General features: G+C 58.6%; 16 protein-coding genes and 1 tRNA gene. 6 read left to right on the top strand and 11 right to left on the bottom strand.

Features of this window, described 5'->3' with window-relative positions:
• Positions 1-298 precede the first annotated feature (298 nt).
• From EIH26_RS02150 to EIH26_RS02140, 3 genes are all read right to left on the bottom strand, one after another.
• Positions 299-1,945 carry a Na+/H+ antiporter NhaC family protein gene (locus EIH26_RS02150; RefSeq protein WP_124060556.1) on the bottom strand — a complete coding sequence of 549 codons (1,647 nt, stop codon included), beginning with the start codon at positions 1,943-1,945 and terminating at the stop codon, positions 299-301.
• A gap of 119 nt (positions 1,946-2,064) precedes the next feature.
• Positions 2,065-2,529 (bottom strand): 5-(carboxyamino)imidazole ribonucleotide mutase, encoded by a 465-nt coding sequence (purE, locus tag EIH26_RS02145; RefSeq protein WP_124060555.1) that lies wholly within the window; start codon positions 2,527-2,529, stop codon positions 2,065-2,067.
• 39 nt (positions 2,530-2,568) lie between these two features.
• Entirely contained in the window at positions 2,569-2,835 is a 267-nt protein-coding gene (locus tag EIH26_RS02140; RefSeq protein ID WP_124060554.1) for a HAMP domain-containing sensor histidine kinase, read from the bottom strand.
• Between the two features lie 382 nt (positions 2,836-3,217).
• Here EIH26_RS02140 and EIH26_RS02135 point away from each other — a divergent pair, with 382 nt between their 5' ends.
• From EIH26_RS02135 to EIH26_RS02120, 4 genes are all read left to right on the top strand, one after another.
• Positions 3,218-5,122 (top strand): thiamine pyrophosphate-dependent enzyme, encoded by a 1,905-nt coding sequence (locus EIH26_RS02135; protein WP_124060553.1) that lies wholly within the window; start codon positions 3,218-3,220, stop codon positions 5,120-5,122.
• A gap of 9 nt (positions 5,123-5,131) precedes the next feature.
• Positions 5,132-5,743 (top strand): indolepyruvate oxidoreductase subunit beta, encoded by a 612-nt coding sequence (locus tag EIH26_RS02130; protein WP_124060552.1) that lies wholly within the window; start codon positions 5,132-5,134, stop codon positions 5,741-5,743.
• A gap of 68 nt (positions 5,744-5,811) precedes the next feature.
• Positions 5,812-7,047, top strand: a complete 1,236-nt coding sequence (locus EIH26_RS02125; protein WP_124060551.1) for a phenylacetate--CoA ligase family protein — start codon at positions 5,812-5,814, stop codon at positions 7,045-7,047.
• A 255-nt stretch (positions 7,048-7,302) separates the two neighbouring features.
• Positions 7,303-8,589, top strand: coding sequence for a Na+/H+ antiporter NhaC family protein (locus tag EIH26_RS02120; RefSeq protein WP_241152728.1), 1,287 nt, complete (start codon positions 7,303-7,305; stop codon positions 8,587-8,589).
• 355 nt (positions 8,590-8,944) lie between these two features.
• Here EIH26_RS02120 and EIH26_RS02115 read toward each other — a convergent pair whose 3' ends face one another.
• Positions 8,945-9,613, bottom strand: a complete 669-nt coding sequence (locus tag EIH26_RS02115; protein WP_124060550.1) for a LexA family transcriptional regulator — start codon at positions 9,611-9,613, stop codon at positions 8,945-8,947.
• 146 nt (positions 9,614-9,759) lie between these two features.
• Between EIH26_RS02115 and EIH26_RS02110 the strand changes: the two genes are divergently transcribed.
• Both EIH26_RS02110 and EIH26_RS02105 read left to right on the top strand, forming a co-directional pair.
• Positions 9,760-10,056, top strand: coding sequence for a phage holin (locus EIH26_RS02110; protein ID WP_124060549.1), 297 nt, complete (start codon positions 9,760-9,762; stop codon positions 10,054-10,056).
• Positions 10,053-11,033: a hypothetical protein gene (locus EIH26_RS02105; RefSeq protein WP_124060548.1), complete on the top strand. Its 981-nt coding sequence runs from the start codon at positions 10,053-10,055 to the stop codon at positions 11,031-11,033. The genes EIH26_RS02110 and EIH26_RS02105 overlap by 4 nt, the downstream gene beginning before the upstream one ends.
• Positions 11,034-11,285: 252 nt before the next feature.
• Here the strand turns inward: EIH26_RS02105 and EIH26_RS02095 are convergent, their stop codons facing one another.
• The 7 genes from EIH26_RS02095 to pknB form a co-directional block, all read right to left on the bottom strand.
• Positions 11,286-12,080 (bottom strand): PIG-L family deacetylase, encoded by a 795-nt coding sequence (locus tag EIH26_RS02095; protein ID WP_164470951.1) that lies wholly within the window; start codon positions 12,078-12,080, stop codon positions 11,286-11,288.
• Complete coding sequence (locus EIH26_RS02090) at positions 12,070-12,306, bottom strand: acyl carrier protein (RefSeq protein ID WP_124060546.1); 237 nt, start codon at positions 12,304-12,306, stop codon at positions 12,070-12,072. The genes EIH26_RS02095 and EIH26_RS02090 overlap by 11 nt, the downstream gene beginning before the upstream one ends.
• On the bottom strand, positions 12,307-13,215 hold the full coding sequence (locus EIH26_RS02085) for an N-acetyltransferase (RefSeq protein WP_124060545.1): 909 nt from the start codon (positions 13,213-13,215) through the stop codon (positions 12,307-12,309).
• Positions 13,215-14,723: an amino acid adenylation domain-containing protein gene (locus tag EIH26_RS02080; RefSeq protein ID WP_164470949.1), complete on the bottom strand. Its 1,509-nt coding sequence runs from the start codon at positions 14,721-14,723 to the stop codon at positions 13,215-13,217. The genes EIH26_RS02085 and EIH26_RS02080 overlap by 1 nt, the downstream gene beginning before the upstream one ends.
• A gap of 16 nt (positions 14,724-14,739) precedes the next feature.
• Positions 14,740-15,795: a hypothetical protein gene (locus tag EIH26_RS02075; RefSeq protein WP_124060543.1), complete on the bottom strand. Its 1,056-nt coding sequence runs from the start codon at positions 15,793-15,795 to the stop codon at positions 14,740-14,742.
• 168 nt (positions 15,796-15,963) lie between these two features.
• Positions 15,964-16,039 (bottom strand) — tRNA-Arg (locus tag EIH26_RS02070).
• 30 nt (positions 16,040-16,069) lie between these two features.
• Entirely contained in the window at positions 16,070-18,103 is a 2,034-nt protein-coding gene (pknB, locus tag EIH26_RS02065; RefSeq protein ID WP_241152727.1) for a Stk1 family PASTA domain-containing Ser/Thr kinase, read from the bottom strand.
• Between the last annotated feature and the right edge of the window lie 21 nt (positions 18,104-18,124).

Below are 18,124 nucleotides of genomic sequence, written 5' to 3'. Positions count from 1 at the left end.
ATGCGTATTCTTCGGCGGTTGTCTTCGCGGTGGGAAAACCCACTTCCTTTGCGCTCTTCTTAAGGGCAGCGGCGAAATTCTTGCTCCATGCTTCGGGGATGTAAAACGGCGGCAAAGGACTACGAGTTTAACCAGACCCCTGCGAAGGTGAAAGTCGAAGAGGACGCTGGGCGAACTCCAGCACGTTCGAAGAGGATGGTGCGGTCGGCTTGAACCGTTCGCGATACGAAAGCGGCCTCATCTTCATCGAGATGAGGCCGCCTGTTTTCGTTTCCGGGCGTTTGGCTACACCACAGCTTTATTGCGTAGCGGTTGGCTTCTTTCCGATGAGCAGGCAAACCGCGGCGATGGCTACAAGGCCAAGAACCAGCGACGGCCAGGGGCTGAGGGTGAAGCCCGCAATCAGGTAACCCACGAAGCACACCGCCATGACCAGCGATGCGTAGGGAAGCTGGGTCGCCACGTGCTGCAGGTGGTTGCACTGCGCTCCGGTAGACGAAAGGATGGTGGTGTCCGAAATGGGGGACACATGGTCTCCGTATACCGCTCCGGCAAGCGTGGCTCCGATTGCCACCAGGAACAACGGATTGTCCGCCGGGAACACGCCCAGTACGATGGGGAGGATGAGCGCCACCGTGCCCCACGAGGTTCCCATGGCGAAGGCGATGAACGCGGCAACGATGAAGATGATGGCCGGCAGCAGGGCAAGGCTTGCTCCGATGGCGGTGAGGAATCCCGAGACGAATTCGCCCGTGCCGATGAGATAGCGGCATACGCCGCCCAGGCTCCACGCCAGAACCAAGATCATGATGGCGCCCACCATGGAGCGCACGCCTTCGGCGATGCCTTCGGTGAAGCTTGAGATGGTGGTGAGTCCGCGCGGAATGAACAGCGCCGCGGCAACAACCAGCGCCACGCACACGCCGATGCACAGGCCCGAAATGGGATCTTCGCCTACCGCGGTGGCGAAATCGACGCCCTCGAAGAACCCTCCCGCGTACAGCATTCCCGTAATCGAGAAAACGATAAGCACGATAATGGGGATCACCAGGTCGAATATACGACCTTTTTCAGAGATGACCAGGCCCTTGTAGGCATCTGCGGTCTCTTGGGCGGCGGAATCGACGTCGGCGCGCTCTCCGACGACCACTTCCATAACGGCCTCGCCGTCGTTCGAGCGGCCATCGGTCGCATCCATGCCCAAAGAAGAGGCCTTCTTCAGGGCTCCGCTCACTTCGATGCGGGCCTCGTGGCCCTCAGCGGCGGCGATCTCGGCGGTGCGCATGGGTCCGAAATCGCGGTTTATGATCAGTATGAAGAACACGAAGAAAATGGTGAGCAACGCATAGAAGTTGTAGGGGATGGAGGCGACGAACGTGCTGAATCCGTCTTCGCCCATGTACCCGCCTATTGCAACCGCCCATGACGATACGGGGGCGATGATGCAGATAGGCGCTGCCGTCGAGTCGATAAGCCAGGCAAGCTTTTCGTGGCTTACCTTGAACCGGTCGGTAACCGGGCGCATGACCGCGCCCACCGTGAGGCAGTTGAAGTAGTCGTCCACGAAGATGAGGATTCCCAGAATCGCGGTGAGGATCTTCGCCATGCGAGCGTCTTTTACGCGCGTTGCGACGAATTCCGCGTAAGCGCGCGATCCTCCCGCCGTGGCGATAACCACCACAAGCGCCCCGAGAAGCGCAAGGAACAAGATAAGCGCTCCGTTTTCCGATATTTGGGTCGCCATCATTTTCGGAAGAAGGGTGAACGCCGTTACCAGCTGATCGAATCCGATTCCATCGAGCGTGAAAGTGTAGATTATCAAACCGGAGAAAACGCCGATTGTCAGCGAGGAGTATACTTCTTTGGAGATAAGCGCCAGCCCGAGTGCCAGCAGCGGCGGAACGATCGACCAGGCACCGGTCGATATAAGGTCGAAGCCTTCCATACCTACCCTTTCAGAACGAATAAACGGCAGCGCCTAGTATAGGTTAAGAATCTCCTGATGGGGAGCTTCTTAACCCAGTCGGAACGAGGATGCGATGCGCTTATAGCGGTGAGCGGGCGCTATTCGGCCATCTTTTTCTTGAAATCGACGATTTTCGCCTGTTTTGCGGCATCCCCCGTACCCAGAATCTGCACCGCGAGGATGGCGGCGTTCTTCGCGCCGTTGATGGCGACGCAGGCGACCGGCACTCCCGAGGGCATCTGAACCATAGAAAGCAGCGAATCAAGGCCGCCCAGGTCGCTTGTTTTCATGGGAACGGCGATCACCGGATCGGGAGTGAATGCGGCAACCACTCCCCCCAGGTGGGCCGCCTTCCCCGCAGCGGCGATGATCACCTTTATTCCCCGCTGGTGGGCAGTGGATGCCCAGGTGTGAACCTCTTGCGGCTTGCGATGGGCGCTGGCAACCTTCACTTCGTAGGGAATCCCGAAATCGTCGAGCTGATCCATGCAGGGCTGCATGGCGGGCATATCGGATTCCGATCCCGTGATGATTCCGACGATCGCGGGGTTTTCTGAGGTCATAAAGGGCTCGCTTTCTTGGTTGGACAATACCTTGTCCGATTATAGCCGCTTGCCCTCGAAGCAGAACGCCACCAGAAGGCCGCCGTTTGTCCGTTCGGCGGAAATCTTCCACCCATGCATCTCGGATATCTTCAGCGCCAGGGCAAGGCCGATGCCGGTACCGCCGTGCGACTGGGTGTTGAATCGATCGAAAAGACGGTCGAGGTCGCTGGGAAGCCGGCCGCAGTCGTTCCAAACCGAAAGGCGGATGCCGTCGTAGCGAACGGCTATGCGGCTTTGCGCGTGCTTCACCGCGTTGGGAACCACATCCGTAGCCCCACATCCGCCTCAGCAGGTCTCCGCGTGAAACGGGCTGTCTCGGCGCGTCCCCGGTTGTTCTTGTTGAATGTAAACATCGAGATCATCTCCTTCATCTGTGCGGTGTCTGATGCTTCATCCTTGTAGACAACCACAGGTTACGGTGAAGGCTTGGCGCGAGTCCCCCATGAACCGGTAAGAAAAATGCCACAAATCTGTGACATTTTGCGACGAGGCATACGAGGCTCGTTTCGGGTGTTTGTCGCCCCTGTTCGTTTCTTGGGCGCTTTTTCCGGACTGGGTAGCGTCGCTTTCCTATAATGAGACGATCGGTATATCGCGGGGAGTTCGGTACCGATCGGGGGTGATCGGCTGGTCGTAAGGCGGGAACATGACGAAGCAACTGCTGATGGGCAACGAGGCGATGGCTATCGCCGCCCTTGAAGCCGGCGTGCGGGTGGCTGCGGGGTATCCGGGCACCCCTTCGTCCGAGATCATCGAAACCATTGCGCGCCGGCGTGCCGAGGGGCTTGCGCATGGCGTTCATGTGGAGTGGTCCTCGAACGAGAAGGTGGCGCTTGAAGTTCTGGCCGGCGCATCTGCTGCGGGCGCGCGTTGCCTGTTCACCTGCAAGCAGATGGGCCTGAACGTGGCCGCCGACCCGTTGATGTGCCTGAACTACGTGGGCGTGAAGGGCGGCGTGGTGCTGGTGGTAGCCGACGACCCCGGTCCTATATCCTCCCAGACCGAGCAGGATACGCGTCGGTTCGCCGCCTTTGCAAAGGTTCCCGTTCTGGACCCCGCCAATCCCGAACAGGCGTATGCCATGGTTAAAGATGCGTTCGATTTGTCTGAACGCTACGGCACACCCGTTATCGTAAGGCCCACTACACGGGTCGATCACGCTTCGGCGTTTTTCGAGGTTCCCGCCCAGACCTTTGCGCGCGAGCCGATCGACGGAGGTTTCGTGCGCGATGCCAAGCGCTGGGTGATCTTTCCCAAACGCTCTTACGAGGCCCATGGCCAGATAAACCAGAGGCTGTCTCTTATGACAGACGAGTTCTCCAAGTCCGAGGGGCTTGGACGCTTCAATCCCGTTGAAGCGCACGGTCGAAACCCGCGTTTGGGAATACTTGCCGGGGGAACCAGCGCCGCGAACGCGCGCGAAGCGCTGCGAGCCATCGAGGAGCGGGTGCGAGATGCGGGTGCAAAGCTTCCCGCCTACCGTTTCATGCAGGTGGGAACCGCGTATCCGTTCCCTGCGGCGGCGGTTTCCCGTTTCACGGAGGGTCTGGAGCGCGTATTGGTGCTCGAAGAGCTTGACTATGTGCTGGAAGACGAGCTGCTGCGTTTGTGCGGGCGACAGCATGGCGGCTATGACGTGCTGGGAAAGCTTTCCGGATCGACGCGCGATCGAGGGGAAAACGACGTAGACGATCTTTCCCAACGCCTGGCCGGTTTTCTGGAGGCGGGATTCTCTGAGGGTCGAACGACGGACTGCGCTATCGAGCTGGGCATCGATCTTCCCCTGCGCCCGCCCGTGCTGTGCCCGGGCTGTCCTCATCGGGGGGCGTTTTACGCGGTGAAGCGCGCTTTGAAAAACGTGCCTGCCGTGCAGTGCGGCGATATCGGCTGCTACACGCTGGGAAACGCCCAGCCGTTGGACGCCTTGGACACCTGTCTGTGCATGGGCGCAGGCGTGACCATGGCGCAAGGGTTTGCGGCGGTCGAGCCCGATCGCAAGGCGGTCGCCTACATCGGCGATTCGACGTTTTTCGCCAGCGGCCTGCCCGGGTTGGCGAACGCGGCGTATAACGGACACGACATCACGGTGGTGGTGCTGGATAACGCGACTACGGCCATGACGGGGTCGCAGCCCCATCCGGGAACAGGGGTAACGCTGATGGGCAAGAAGCGTCCCGCATTGTCGATCGAAGACGAGCTGCGGGCCAACGGGTTCGCATGCATCGAGTGCGCCGACCCGCTTGATCTGGAGGCCGCGACCCAGGCCGCCACGAAGGCCCTTGCGTATCCGGGTCCTTCGGCGGTTCTGTACGTTGCGCCGTGCGTTCAGCTGGTCAAGCCGGATCGACCGGTAATCATCGATGCGCGATCTTGCACGGGATGCAAGAAGTGCATCACCCAGATCGGCTGTCCGGCTATCGGGTTCGACGCTGTTGCAGAGGGCCCGCGAAGCGCCAAGCGCGGTCAGGCGTTCATCGACTCGGATCTGTGCAACGGGTGCGGGCTGTGCGCAAGCGTGTGCCCGTACGGCTGCATCGCTGCAGAAATATAGGAGGCCGCTATGCTGGATATTCTTCTGACGGGAGTCGGGGGGCAGGGGACGGTGCTGGCCGCCAAGATACTTGCCCAGGCTGCTTGGGCAAAAGGCTGGCATGTTCGCACGGCCGAGACTATCGGCATGGCGCAGCGCGGTGGCAGCGTGGTATCGCATGTGCGTATGGGCGATCGGGGGGAAGAGGTGTACGCACCGCTTCTGGGCAGAAGCTCGGCCGATCTGATTGTCGCGTTCGAGCCGGCCGAGGCTGCGCGCGTGCTTCCGTATCTGGCGGCCGACGGCATGCTGGTGACGGCGCAGACGTCGGTTCAGCCGGTGACGGCGGCTCTAAGCAAGCGTTCTTATGACGGGCGGGAGGTTCTTAGCCGCTTATCCGAGGCGTTCTCGAAGGCTCCCGAACGTCTGATGATAGTGGATGATCGATCACTTCTGCAGATGGTGGGCAGCAGGAAGGCGCTGAACACCGTTTTGCTTTCGGCAGCCATGTGCCGGTCGAGCCTTCCTCTGTCGCTTGACGACTTGAAGCGCGCCATCGAGGTGTGCGTGAAGCCCCGTTTCGTGCAGATGAACCTGAATGCGGTCGATGCGGTGGCCGAAACGCTTCGGAAAAGCTGCTAGGCTAGTATAATGCCCGCCGCGCCGCGCTTTGCAAAGCGGCCGCCCGTCGAAAGGAGAGCAGGACAGGCATGGATATGACCCCTTGGCAGTTGAAGATCGTGCTGGCATCTTTCCAGACGCTCAAGGAGCGCTCGGCGTTTTATGCGAAGAAATTCGAGGGCATCGACTTGCGCGATGTGAAAACGATCGAGGATTTCCGCAAGCTCCCCTTCACCGATAAGGGCGACTTGCGCGAAGCGTATCCGCTGGGATTGGCGGCTGTGCCCGAAGACCAGATTGTGCGCATCCATTCGTCTTCGGGAACCACCGGGACGCCCGTTATTATTCCCTACACCAAAAAAGACGTTGAGGACTGGGCCATCCAGTTTGCCCGCTGCTACGAGTATGCGGGCGTTACGCCGCGTGATCGTGTGCAGATCACGCCCGGATACGGGTTGTGGACGGCGGGAATTGGCTTTCAGGCGGGTGCCGAGCGGCTGGGCGCGATGGCGGTTCCCTTGGGGCCGGGCAATACCGACAAGCAGCTGCAGATGATGATGGACATGAAGTCCACGGTGCTGTGCGCGACCAGCTCGTATGCGTTGTTGCTGGCCGAAGAGATCGAAAAGCGCGGGATTCGCGACAAGATCTGCCTGCGCAAGGGCATCATCGGGTCCGAGCGCTGGGGTGACAAGATGCGTGCACGCATCGCCAACGAGTTGGGTGTCGAACTGTACGACATCTACGGCCTTACCGAGGTGTACGGCCCCGGCATCGGCATCAACTGCCGCGCCGACAGCGCCATGCACATCTGGAGCGATTACGTGTATCTGGAGATCGTGGACCCGAAGACCGGCGAGCCAGTTCCCGACGGCCAGACCGGCGAGATCGTGCTCACCACGCTGCAGAAGGAAGGCGCCCCGCTGGTGCGCTTCCGCACCCACGACCTCAGCCGCATCGTCCCCGGTCCGTGCGAGTGCGGCAGCCCCCATCCGCGCATCGACATCATCACGGGGCGCACCGACGATATGGTGAAGGTCAAGGGCGTGAACATGTTCCCCGCCCAGATCGAGGAGGTCATCGCCTTCACGGACGGCACGTCGTCGGAATACCAGGTGATGATCGACCACATGATGGGTCACGACATCATGACGGTGTTCTTCGAGACTGAGGCGACGGGCGAGGATCGCGAGGCCGTCGAGCGCAACCTCGAGGCCATATTCAAGGCGAAGATCGGCATGACGCCGGTCGCCAAAGGCGTGCCCGTCGGCGATCTGCCCCGTTCCGAGAAGAAGACGCGCCGCATCTTCGACAACCGCTACTAGGCGTGTCGGTCGCACCCGCGCTGGGCGTTCCGTCCGTTTCGGCGGCTCTTTCGGTCGCGGTGGGGGCGCGCTTGGGCAAAAGGTTGGGCGGCCAGCTCTGCGATGCAGGGCCGGTACCTTATACTAGCGACTGGATTTGCTTATGCAGGGAAGTTGGAAGGGAACGTTATGGAAGGGTTCGACCTGATTGCAACAGGGTTGTGATCAATTCTGCCTCCGCTGTTGGCGCTGGGCCTCGCGCTGGTCACCAAGGAGGTGTACTCATCGCTGACCATCGGTGTGCTCTCTGGGCTGCTGATCTACACGTTTTCAGCCGACGGGCCCGGCGTGTCGCAGGCCATCACCGCGTTCACCATGCTCCCGCAGCTGATGGCCACGCAGATTTCGAGCAATGCCGCCCTCATCTTGTTCCTAGCATTGTTGGGAGCTTTGGTGGTGGTCATAGCCATCGCGGGCGGCTCGCGAGCGTATGCCGAGTTCGTCGCCACGCGCGTCAAGAATGCGAAGATGGCCCAGCTTCTCAGCGCGGTACTGGGTATCATCATCTTCGTGTTCTACATGATCATCACCGCCACCGAGTTCGGCCCGATGCGCGAGGCCCAGCTGAGCATGACAGGCGCTTTAAAGAAGGCGTCCTCGATGGGGATTGACGGCAAGTCCGATGACGAGCTGGCGGGTCGTCCCGAGGTTCCCGCCGTGGTCACCGAAGAGGCGGACATCGATTGCGCAGCCCAGGCGGCTTCCGAGGCTTACAAGGGTTTGAACATTTCCGACAGGGGGCGCGTGTACGACCTGGTTATTCCCATCGTCGCGCTGATCATCTTCTCTATCGTCGGTATGTTGTTCGTCGGCGGGTTCTTCGAAGGCGTCGATTTCGCCACCGCTGTTGGCGAAGATCCCATTTCGGGGCTGTGCATCGGCGTGGTGGTGGCCCTGTGTGTTGCTGCAGCGATGTTCCTTCCGCGGGGCCTGACCACTCTCCCGGGGTTCACCGAGGGGATCTCGGAGGGCGTGCGCTCGATGGTGGGTGCGATTATGATCCTGGTCCTTGCCTGGTCGCTGGGCGGTGTGTGCCGTTACATGATCGGCACCGGCGAGTTCGTGTCCAGCTTCCTTACCAGCATCGGGGCGAGCCTGGCGCTGCTTCCCGCCATCATATTCCTGGTGGCGGCGTTCATTGCGTTTGCGATGGGCACGTCTTGGGGCACGGTGGCGCTTATCCTTCCCATCGTGCTGGGCGTGTTTCCGGCGGACAACCCGCTGTTCCTGGTTGCGATCGGCGCAACGCTGGGCGGGGCCGTGTACGGCGATCATGTATCTCCCATTTCCGACACGACCATCCTGTCCTCGACGGGCGCGCAGTGCAACCATCTGCGTCATGTGTCTACCCAGCTTCCGTACGCGACGCTGGTCATGGTGGTGTGCTTCATCGGGTACCTGATGGCAGGGTTCACGATGAGCCCGTGGCCGTCGCTGGTGTTCGGTCTGGCGCTCTTGGCGGTGGCGGTTCCCGTTCTGGGGAAGCGCTCGGCGGCTCGGTAGAGGGCTGCAGCAGAAAAGCACCGAAGGCGGTCGCATCGTGCAGCCGCCTTCGATTATTTATAGATGTATTAGCGATAACCGGAGAAATCGGGTGTAATGGCCAAAGGGATAGAAAAGAATCTTCTAGCGAGGGAAGCGGTATTCATTCGACGTTGCTACCCGATATGTTGCTAAATTCGAAAAATGGGGATCTCGGAAAGTCTAGCATGAAGCATAGTTGTAAGATCCTCGATGTTGAGGGTAGACTAATCGACGGGAATTGGGACCGCAGGGAGGGAATCATAAAGGTAAGTTAGAGCGTTTTCACATTGATGTCTTGGTATGTCGCCTATCGTGTTTGACGAAGAAGCTGCGCTCAGAGAATGCGCTCAGGTTGGAACCATATTATCCTGCCAACGAACGAGATCTTTTTATGGGAATCAGTATGAAATACCAGGTCATTACACTTTAAAGCGGAACTCTCGGCAGACAGGACAATTGTCTGATTTGTTCGGAGCAGTCGTCGAATAAGAAGGGGTCCCTGGTCGATTGAGACGAGGACAATGGATCCATTTTCTGGTTTCGTGTCGGGGGTTACAACGATTAAACAGTCTCGGGGGATTGATCTGTCCATATCGTCGGAATCGTTTTTCAACACAAAGCAATCCGGGAAGTACTCGACCAAAAATGAAGGCACAGGCACTTTATTGCAGGGCTCTGTCTCCGTCTGATCAATCGCTTTCAATCCGGATAACCCGCTTTGCCTGAATGGAATGTAAGCCAGGTTAGAAGAAGACAGGGTTTCTTTGGATGATCGTGAGGGATCCGATCCCCCCCCATTTTGAATCTCAAAGCTTTCTAGAAGGGCAGACGTACTTAGGCCAAAATGGCTTGTTATTTTTTCAACGGCGCCTAACCGAGGAGCCGCATAACCGTTTTCCCACTTTGATACAGCGTTTTCCGTAACGCTTGCTATTTCTGCCAGCTCCCTTTGGGTTAGATTGTAAGCGGATCTTAGCGCTCTGATATTTTTCGAAATTATCATGTATAACCTCCTTTCCGTATTTTAGTAAATAAATTCTTGACATTAAACAAGAATTTATTTACTGTTTCAGATAATATCCTAGGATAATGCCAATAAATCCACTGTATAGCGCTTAAAGTGGAATTAATTTACTTAGGAGGTGAATAATGCGGAAATTGAAGATAGTGTTCAAATTACACCCCAAGGGTAGGGAGGGTAACAATTGGGCGGGGATCGATTGGGGGCCTAGGTTAAGAAACAAGGCGTTTTGGAGCACTGCAATTTCTGCATCTCTGCTCTTAATCCAGGCAGCAATGTCTCTTTTCGGGTTTAGGTTGGTTGAAGTTACGGGTTTTCCCGAAGTAATCGATGCGGTTAATGCGGTTTTATCAGTTTTAGTCTGTCTTGGAGTGATTAGTGATCCTAGGACGGACGGATTTGGCGATGAAGGGATTGAACGATGACAAATTGTGCGAAAGTGGCTGCTGAGTGCCATAAACATCTGTGTGAGCATGACTGGCATGGCTATACGCAGGGCTCTGGCCGTTGGGGTGATGGAGAAGGGGCCTGTGACGTGTGGGTTGATGGAAAGTGCTATAAAGTCCAGCAAGGCGATCGAGATTGCTCGAGTTCGGTTATTGAATGCTGGCAGCTGGCTCTCGAGGGTACTGCCTATGCAGGGGCGCTTGGAAAGCTTGGGGTTGGAGGTCCAACCTATACGGGAAACATGAAGCAGGCGTTCATCAAAACCGGGCTTTTTGAATGGAAGCCTATGAGTTTCGTGGCGCAAAAAGGGGATATTTACCTGAATGAAGCGAGCCATACGGCTATGTGTCAGAGTTCATCTCCCGATATGCTCAGCGAATTTCTTATCAATGAAAACGGCCAGATCACTGGTGGAAAAACAGGCGACCAGACCGGTAAGGAATCGGTGATTAGAGGCTATTATAATTTTCCCTGGGACGGAATTCTTCACTACAATGGCAAGGCGGATGGTGTTAACCCGGGCTCAGACTCCGGTCTGGAGTCCGTCAGGATTTATCGTCCGGGCCTCATCGCTTCTCAGAAATGGTGCCTGTTGTCGAAGGACATGTCCTCCGCTGTGATCCAACCGATTTGTGAACCTGGAAAGAGATTGTCTTACAAGTCGGTGGAAGATGGGGCTGCGGTTCGGATTAGCCCGGCGGGATCTGAAAAAGAATCCTGGGTTCTAAAAAAGATTAGCTACCCTGAATATCCGGACAGTGTCGTTTCTATTCATCCGAAAGGGTATGAAGGATTGTGCCTTACCCCGATTGGTCTGGAAAATGGACAAGGAGTTCGACTCGAGAAGTTTTCAGGGAAAAGTGGTCAGTACTGGACTCTTGTTTCGTGTGGCATAAGCTGGGCCTACTATCCCTTGGTAAGCGGGTCGGGATTGACTTTGGGGGTTGAGAAATAGTTGAGTAGGGGGCGGCGGACATCGCCCTGGATAAGCTGAGCGTTAGGGAGTGCGAAGATCCCTTCTCGTCGAAAGGTTGCAAGAAGAGCTGGTCCGTCGCCCCGGCGCGCTGGTTTGGCCGGCGGCCACAGGTCAATGGTAATAGGGCCCGAACAGGGTGAAGGCCAGCGTCTTTAGGCGCTGGCCGGCATCCTTTGGGTTATACCCTAAGAGCAAACCACCCCTTTGAGGGGTGGTTTTGATTTTCAAGTGCTACTTGGTAGGTTTTACTTGGTAAAAGTAGTTGTTCCAATCGCCGGTTATCTGCGGAAATAGAGGGGATGCGCTGTGCCAGGCAACTGCGAACTGCCGGCGGGAAGGTCGCCAGCGCCGATAGGCCTTCGCAGCTTTGCGCAGCGCTCCGAGCTCCGTTTGGTTGGGCACAAGTGCCTTGAAATCGATATGCGGAGCAGCGTCCTTGAAAAGCTGCAGGTAATACGGATCGGCGTAGTAGACAAGCTCGGTTATCTGCCCGCTCTCGAAAAGCATGCGTGCCCCGTTTCCGAGCGCATGGTGATCCGCATGGTACACGTCGCTGTAGCCGGGGGCGTTCGGGTCGTACAGCGGGCAGTCGATGGGAACCTCGGTGCAGACGACGGCCTCGGGTAGCGTGGACAGGTAGTCGCGGATGATCTCGCTTGCCAAATCAGGCGAGAGACTGCCGTCGACGGCACGATTCGGGGCGATATGGACATTGTTCGGACGTACTCCCAAAAGCTCGCATCCCGTGCGGAATTCCTCGTCTCTGATCCCGATGAATTCCTGTACCGAGATATCGTAGCGATGCCTGCCGAAATGGATGCGCCGTCCTTTTCCCAATTCGGGAAGGTAGCAGCGTTTTCCGCTTCCCAGTTGGTTGCGCGTGTCGTCCAGGCTGCCATCGGTGCACAGCACCACATGTACGTCGTGGGTTTGCGAGGCTCTGAGAATGGCCAGACCGAACGTCAGGTACTCGTCGTCTTGATGGGGGACGAAGAACACCATCGGCTTCGGTTCGCTAGCCCTCACTTTGCGCCTTCCTAAGGAATGCAGCCATCGCATCGATGCTGCTGAAGTTTTCGGGCGTGATGTAGCAAACGTCGATCGAAATGCCGAAGGCCTCCTCGAAATCGGCTACGAGCGTGACGATGTCGAGGGAATCCAGAGCTCCTTCTTCGATAAGGCCGTCGCTGTTCAGGGCTGAGGGATTGACGTTTTCGACTATTTGCTTAATCTGTTCGGCTGAAACTTCCATCTATATCCCTTTCGTCAACTCGACGGCCCTTCGGCCATCGAACCGGTAACCAAGACCATCGTACAAGGCCAATGCAGGTTCGTTCGCATCGTTTACCCAGAGGAAGCAGGTTTTCACGTTGAGAGGTAGATTCTCGAGATAGCGGCGGACCAGCATGCGGGCGTATCCGCGGCCGCGCGCGCCGTCCTCGACGTAGAGGTGCTTGAGTTCGCTGGCAGCCCCCGACCGGCTCCAATGTAGGAAGGCGACGGGGCTTTCTGAGGCGTCTCGTATGCAGTAAACCCTGCCTGACGAGAGGGTGTCGCGCAGTTCTCGATCGGTTGGGATGTAATCGCAGAACGGATCGAAGCCCTTTTCGAGCATTCGGCTTATAGATGCCGCATCAGAAACGCTTGCGATCTCGATGGACGCCGGGGCATCAAGGCCGCGGCCGTTTTCGGGCGCACCGGGTTGGCTGTCGCACACGGTGGGTCGCAGCGAGAGCCGTCGGCTGATGCGGGCGGTCGAGAAACCGCATCGTTCGAGGAAATCGATCGATGCGCGTGCACCGCCGGGGATATCTTCACCTGCGGACTTTGCAGAGAAGGGGATCTCGGCCATCAGGAGCTCTTCTCGGGGCTCGGCGAGCATGTCGAGGGCCGCCTTGTCCGACGCCTCGCTGTTGGCCGCCTCTTTCCGCAGGAAGTGGACCTGGATGAACCCGTCGCGGCGCTCGAAGAATGCCAAGGTGGTTTCGCCGGCAGCGAAGCTCAGGGCCCCTTCGCTGACAAGCGACTCGACTTTGTTCGGCATAAGGTAGCAGTTTCCGTGGACGCCGCTTGCGGCACTTTCCTTAAAAGCCCGCATGATCTCGAAAAAGTCTTGAAGCGAGGCTACCGGGGAAGGGTTTTTGCCCGCGACGCCGGCCATCAAAGCATCTCCTTCAGTTTCGTGCGGTCGATTTTACCGTTCGCATTCAAGGGAAGGCTGTCGATGATCACGATGGAGGCGGGAATCATGTATCGCGGCAGCTTGTCGCGCAGGCCGTTTCTCAGGGACGCCTTGTCGCATGAACCGCTTGAGAACAGCACGATCTTGCTTTCCGGGGCGTTGAACAGGCAGCAGCATCGCTCGACACCGGGGACGGCTGAAGCGGCGGTTTCGATCTCGCCCAGCTCTATCCTTCGGCCTCCCAGCTTGATCTGGAAGTCTTTTCGGGATGAGAAGACCAGCTCGCCCAGTTCGTTGTAATAAGCCAGGTCCCCGGTGCGGTAGATGGTGTCGGGTACGTGGGGGTTGCAGGGGTTCTGGGTGAAGGCCTCTGCGGTTTTCTCGGGGGCTCCGTAGTACCCGCGGGCGAGGCAGATCCCTTTAACGCACAGTTCCCCGATCTTGTTCGGCTTGGTGATCAGGCAGTCGTTTTCATCGAGCAGGAGGATCTCCGCATTGCGGCGCACCGCTCCCAGCGGGAGGGGGTCGTCGTCTTCGAAGGCTCGGTCCACGACGAACAGCGTGCAGGTGACCGTTATCTCGGTCGGGCCGTACAGGTTCGCGAAGAGCGTTTCGGGGCAGGCCCGCCGCCACTGATTGAGCTGCTTGTTCGGCATGACTTCGCCTGCGAACAGGATCGTTTCCAAGTCGGGGAGGTCGGTTCCCTCCAGTCCCTTAAGGTTCGCAATGTGCACGAGAGCCGACGGAACCCAGTAGATCGCGTTCACCCCCCGATCCTTCATATGCTCGAACAGGGGTGCGGGGTATGAGAACAGCGACGGCGGGATGATATGCGCCGCGCCTGCGCAGCGGATGGCGGAATAGATGTCGAATACTGAGTTGTCGAAGTAGAACGGTGCCTGGTTTCCCAGGACGGTGTCGGCGTCGAAGCCGAAAGTCGAGGTGGTCCAGTTAACGTAGTCCACCACCGAGCCGTGGGATATGGCGACTCCTTTCGGAATACCGGTCGAGCCCGAGGTGAACAGCACATACAAAAGATCGGTGCTGATGATGGAGCCTTCGGCCCGATCGAGTTCGCTCGGGCCAGCCAGGGATTCGGATTCGAGTTCGGACAGGTTGAGGACGTCGCCGTCGTACCCTGTTGCATCCAGGCGGTCCCGAAGCTGGTCGTTCGTGATGACGAGCGCAGGATCGAGCGTGGCGAAGATAGATTCGATTCTGCTTGCAGGCATGGTGACGTCGGTGGGCGAATAGAAGTTTCCGCTGCGAACCACGCCGATGAACGCCTCGAGGCATTCGACCGTCTTTTCGAGGAAGATCACCACTGGTTTTTTCGACAGGCCGCGCGAGACAACCGCCCGTGCGATTCTTGCTGTGGACTCGTCCGCATCGAGATAGGTGAGCGATCTGCGTTCGTCTGAGAACAGGATTCCATCTGGGTTCGAGCGAAGCGACTCCTTGAAAAGATCGACTACAGTTACATCCATCGGCCGGCCTCGTTTCTTACAGTCTGTTGAGGGAGAAGTCCAGGTCGGACTTGCGTATCTTCCAGTCCGATCCATTCAAGACGCGCTTGTCAAAAGCTTCGTATAAAAGGGCGATCGTTATGTGGTCGATAACGGAGGATCCTTGAGGGGCATAGGGGTGTATCCCTACGTTTCTGAAGTAGCGCATCTCGTCGCGGCTTTCGCTGAGGAACGAGGCGAAGAAGCTCGAACCCCAGGTTATGCAGCGCGATAGAAGCGCTGCGAACAGGGCCTGGTTTTCCGCTTCATCGAGGTACAGGCCCCAGTCCATAAGCTCGGTCCAGCCGTCTTCGCGCGGCCATATGACGAAAAAGCCGGCGAGCTCTCCGTTCTTTCGGGCTACGAGGTAGCGAAACGACTTCCCCGGCTGTTCGTCGATGCGCCATCGGTAATAGGTGTCGCCGCGCTTCAGCGAGAAAAGGCTCTCCGCGTTGATGCGGCGGTAATCCGCATCGGAAAACGGGCAGGCGTCGTATTCGGAGAAGGCGAGGCCCTTCGCCCGTTTCGAAAGGCGGTTGATGCGCTCGAGTGGGCCTGGGCGTCGCAGCCCGATGGCGCCGCCCAGGCCCGAGAAGGGGGCTCGTTCGCCAAGCTCGTCCCGAGTGATATACACCTGGTTGAAGCTTTCTATGACGGTATCGCCGAGTTTGGTGACGACGGGGAAGGATTCGGCGTCGGGATTGCCCATGCGGAAGGGGATTCCCAGCTCTTTCATCTTCTTGTTTCCTTCGAGGAAGCATCTGAGGAAGGGGAAGCCCTGGCCTTCGTTCACAGCGGCGGTATCGGCGGTCATGGCCGCCATGATGACGTCTCCCGCATACGAGATGGGCACGCCCTGGTACCACTGCATTGCCACCGCCCGCCCGTTTTCGTAGGCGAAGGTGGCGGGCGTTTCGAGGAGGTCGGGGTTGCCGAAATGCTTGTAGGAGAATCGGCTCAGCTCGGTCGTTTCAGCTGGGAACGCCTGCGAAAAGACCTCGTAACCATCAACGAGCATCTTGTTCTGGTTGGCTGTGAGAACCGGCTGGGACACCCGGCGTCCTTTCTCGCTTTTTCTCGGGGTGGGCGGGCCGTATTCCCGAGCCTGGACCGCAATCCGATCCTGCGGTTTCCCCTTCGCCGAGAATGATGCCAGACCTTGGCTTTGTCGGGAAACGAAACGGACCGCAAATCTGTTCGACGTGTGGCCCGATGGTTTCGATGGCGCCCCCGGGCCGATTCGAACGGCCGACACCCGCTTTAGGAGAGCGGTGCTCTGTCCCCTGAGCTACGAGGGCGTGCTGAACATTGTAGCAGACGACAAGCGCCTAGTGAGCTGTTCCGCCACCTGTGTTGCCACCGTTGTTGGCCTGCCCGCTTCCGCCGCCGTTGGCGCTTCCGCTTGAGTCGGGCACGAACGTGACGGAGATGCTAAGGTTCTGGGTCACGTTGTTCACGGTGAAGCTGCCCTCGGTGGCGCTGGTGGCCTTGAAATCCGTTCCCGATGCGCCTGTAGCCTGAGAAACCTTGTATCCCGGTTTAGCCTGGTAGCGAATGGTGACGCTACCTCCTTCGCTTACGGTATCGGGTTCGGCCCAGGCGCTGCCGCCCTCGCCCGCCGTTACCTTCACGGTGTAGCTGTTGGCTCCGGCGCTGACGGTGATCAGCACGGTGGTTCCGGCCTTGGCTCCGCTGTTGGCCGTCGGGGTCTGGCTGATGACGTCGCCCTCTTTGACGTTGGCGTTCGACGTCTTTTCCACCTCGACGTTGAATCCGGCGTTTTCAAGCGTGACCTTGGCCTTGCTTTCGCTCATGCCCACGACGTTGGGGATCTTGACGGTTTCCTCGCCGGCGGACAGGTAGTAGGTAACCGATGAACCGGCTGCGACGCTGGTTCCGGGTTCGGGGTTCTGGCGCGCCACTTTACCCAACGCCACCTGGTCGGAGTGCTCGGCGGCTCCGGCTACGTACTTCAGACCCACCGCAGACAGCGCCTTCTGGGCCGCTTCGGGGGTCATGTTGGTAAGGTCGGGAACCTCGACGGATTCCGTTCCTTCGGAAACCACCAGGTTGATCTTCGATTTGGCCTTCGCCTTCGATCCTCCCTTGGGATCCTGCGAAACCACCTTGCCCGCTTCGACCGAAGAGTCGTAGCTGTACTGAACCGATCCTACCGTGAACCCGGATTTCTGGATGGATTCGGTGGCCTCTTCGAGCGTGGAGCCGGTGACGGTGGGCACTTCAACCCCATCTGCCGAGTTTCCCAGGAAATGCACGGCGGCGGCGATAAGCACGATGGCTGCGAGGACGGCCACTACGATGCCGACGGTTTTGCCGCGCCCCTGCTTTTTGCTGTTCGAGTTCAGATACGCGCTACCGCCCGCCGTTCCGGTGTTGTGGGCCTCCTCGGCCAAGGCGGGCATGACCGACGTGGAACCGGCGCCCGCGTAGGCTCCGTTGCCGGCGTTCATCACCGGCAGGTTGGAGGTCATGGCGGCCGTCTGAGCGGTGTTGAACGAGCCGACGTTCACCGTGCGGCCCGCCAGGTAATCGTTCAGGGCGCGCCGCATTTCCAGCACCGTGTTGAAGCGCTCGAGCGGGTTTTTGCTCATGGCCTTCAAGATGATGGCCTCGAAGTCGGAATCGATGGCGGGGTTCACCTGGCTGGGAGGCACGGGAGCCTCCTGCACCTGCTTCATGGCCACGCTTACGGCATCGGGGCCGTCGAAGGGCAGCTTGCCGGTAACGGATTCGTACAGCACCACGCCCAGCGAGTAGATGTCGCTTGCGGGCGTGAGGTCTTTGCCCTGAGCCTGTTCGGGAGAGATGTAGTGCGCGGTTCCCAGAACGGCCGAGGTTTTCGCCATGGTGGAGTTCTTCGCCCGCGCAATGCCGAAGTCCATCACTTTGACGTTTCCGTCGGGCTGCACCATGATGTTTTGCGGCTTGATGTCGCGATGGATGATGTCCAGGCCGTGCGCTACCGAAAGGGCTTGGCAAACCTGCGAGCCGATTTCGGCAACCTTGCGCTGGTTGATGGCCCCGCGCTGGTTGATGGCGTTCTTCAGGTCGCTGCCGCGAACGAACTCCATGACGATGTAGTAGGTGCCGTTGTCCTGGCCCCAATCGTACACGTTCACGATGTAGGGGCTTTGCAGGTTGGCCGCCGCCGCCGCCTCCTGGCGGAACCGCGCGGTGAATACCTCGTCTTCGGCGTACTGAGACAGCATGACCTTAACCGCAACGGTGCGGCCCAGCACGTTGTCTTGGGCGCGGTAGACCTCGGCCATTCCGCCGACGCCGACTCGTTCGGTAATCATGTAGCGGTTGTTCAACAACCGACCGGTCATCGATCCAGTCACGTGGTGCTCCTTTTTGCCTGT

It is taken from the genome of Gordonibacter sp. Marseille-P4307 (genome assembly GCF_900604965.1).
Taxonomy (GTDB): domain Bacteria; phylum Actinomycetota; class Coriobacteriia; order Coriobacteriales; family Eggerthellaceae; genus Berryella.
The sequence above is the reverse complement of the archived record's forward strand: the minus strand, read 5'-3'. Positions and strand labels throughout refer to the sequence as shown.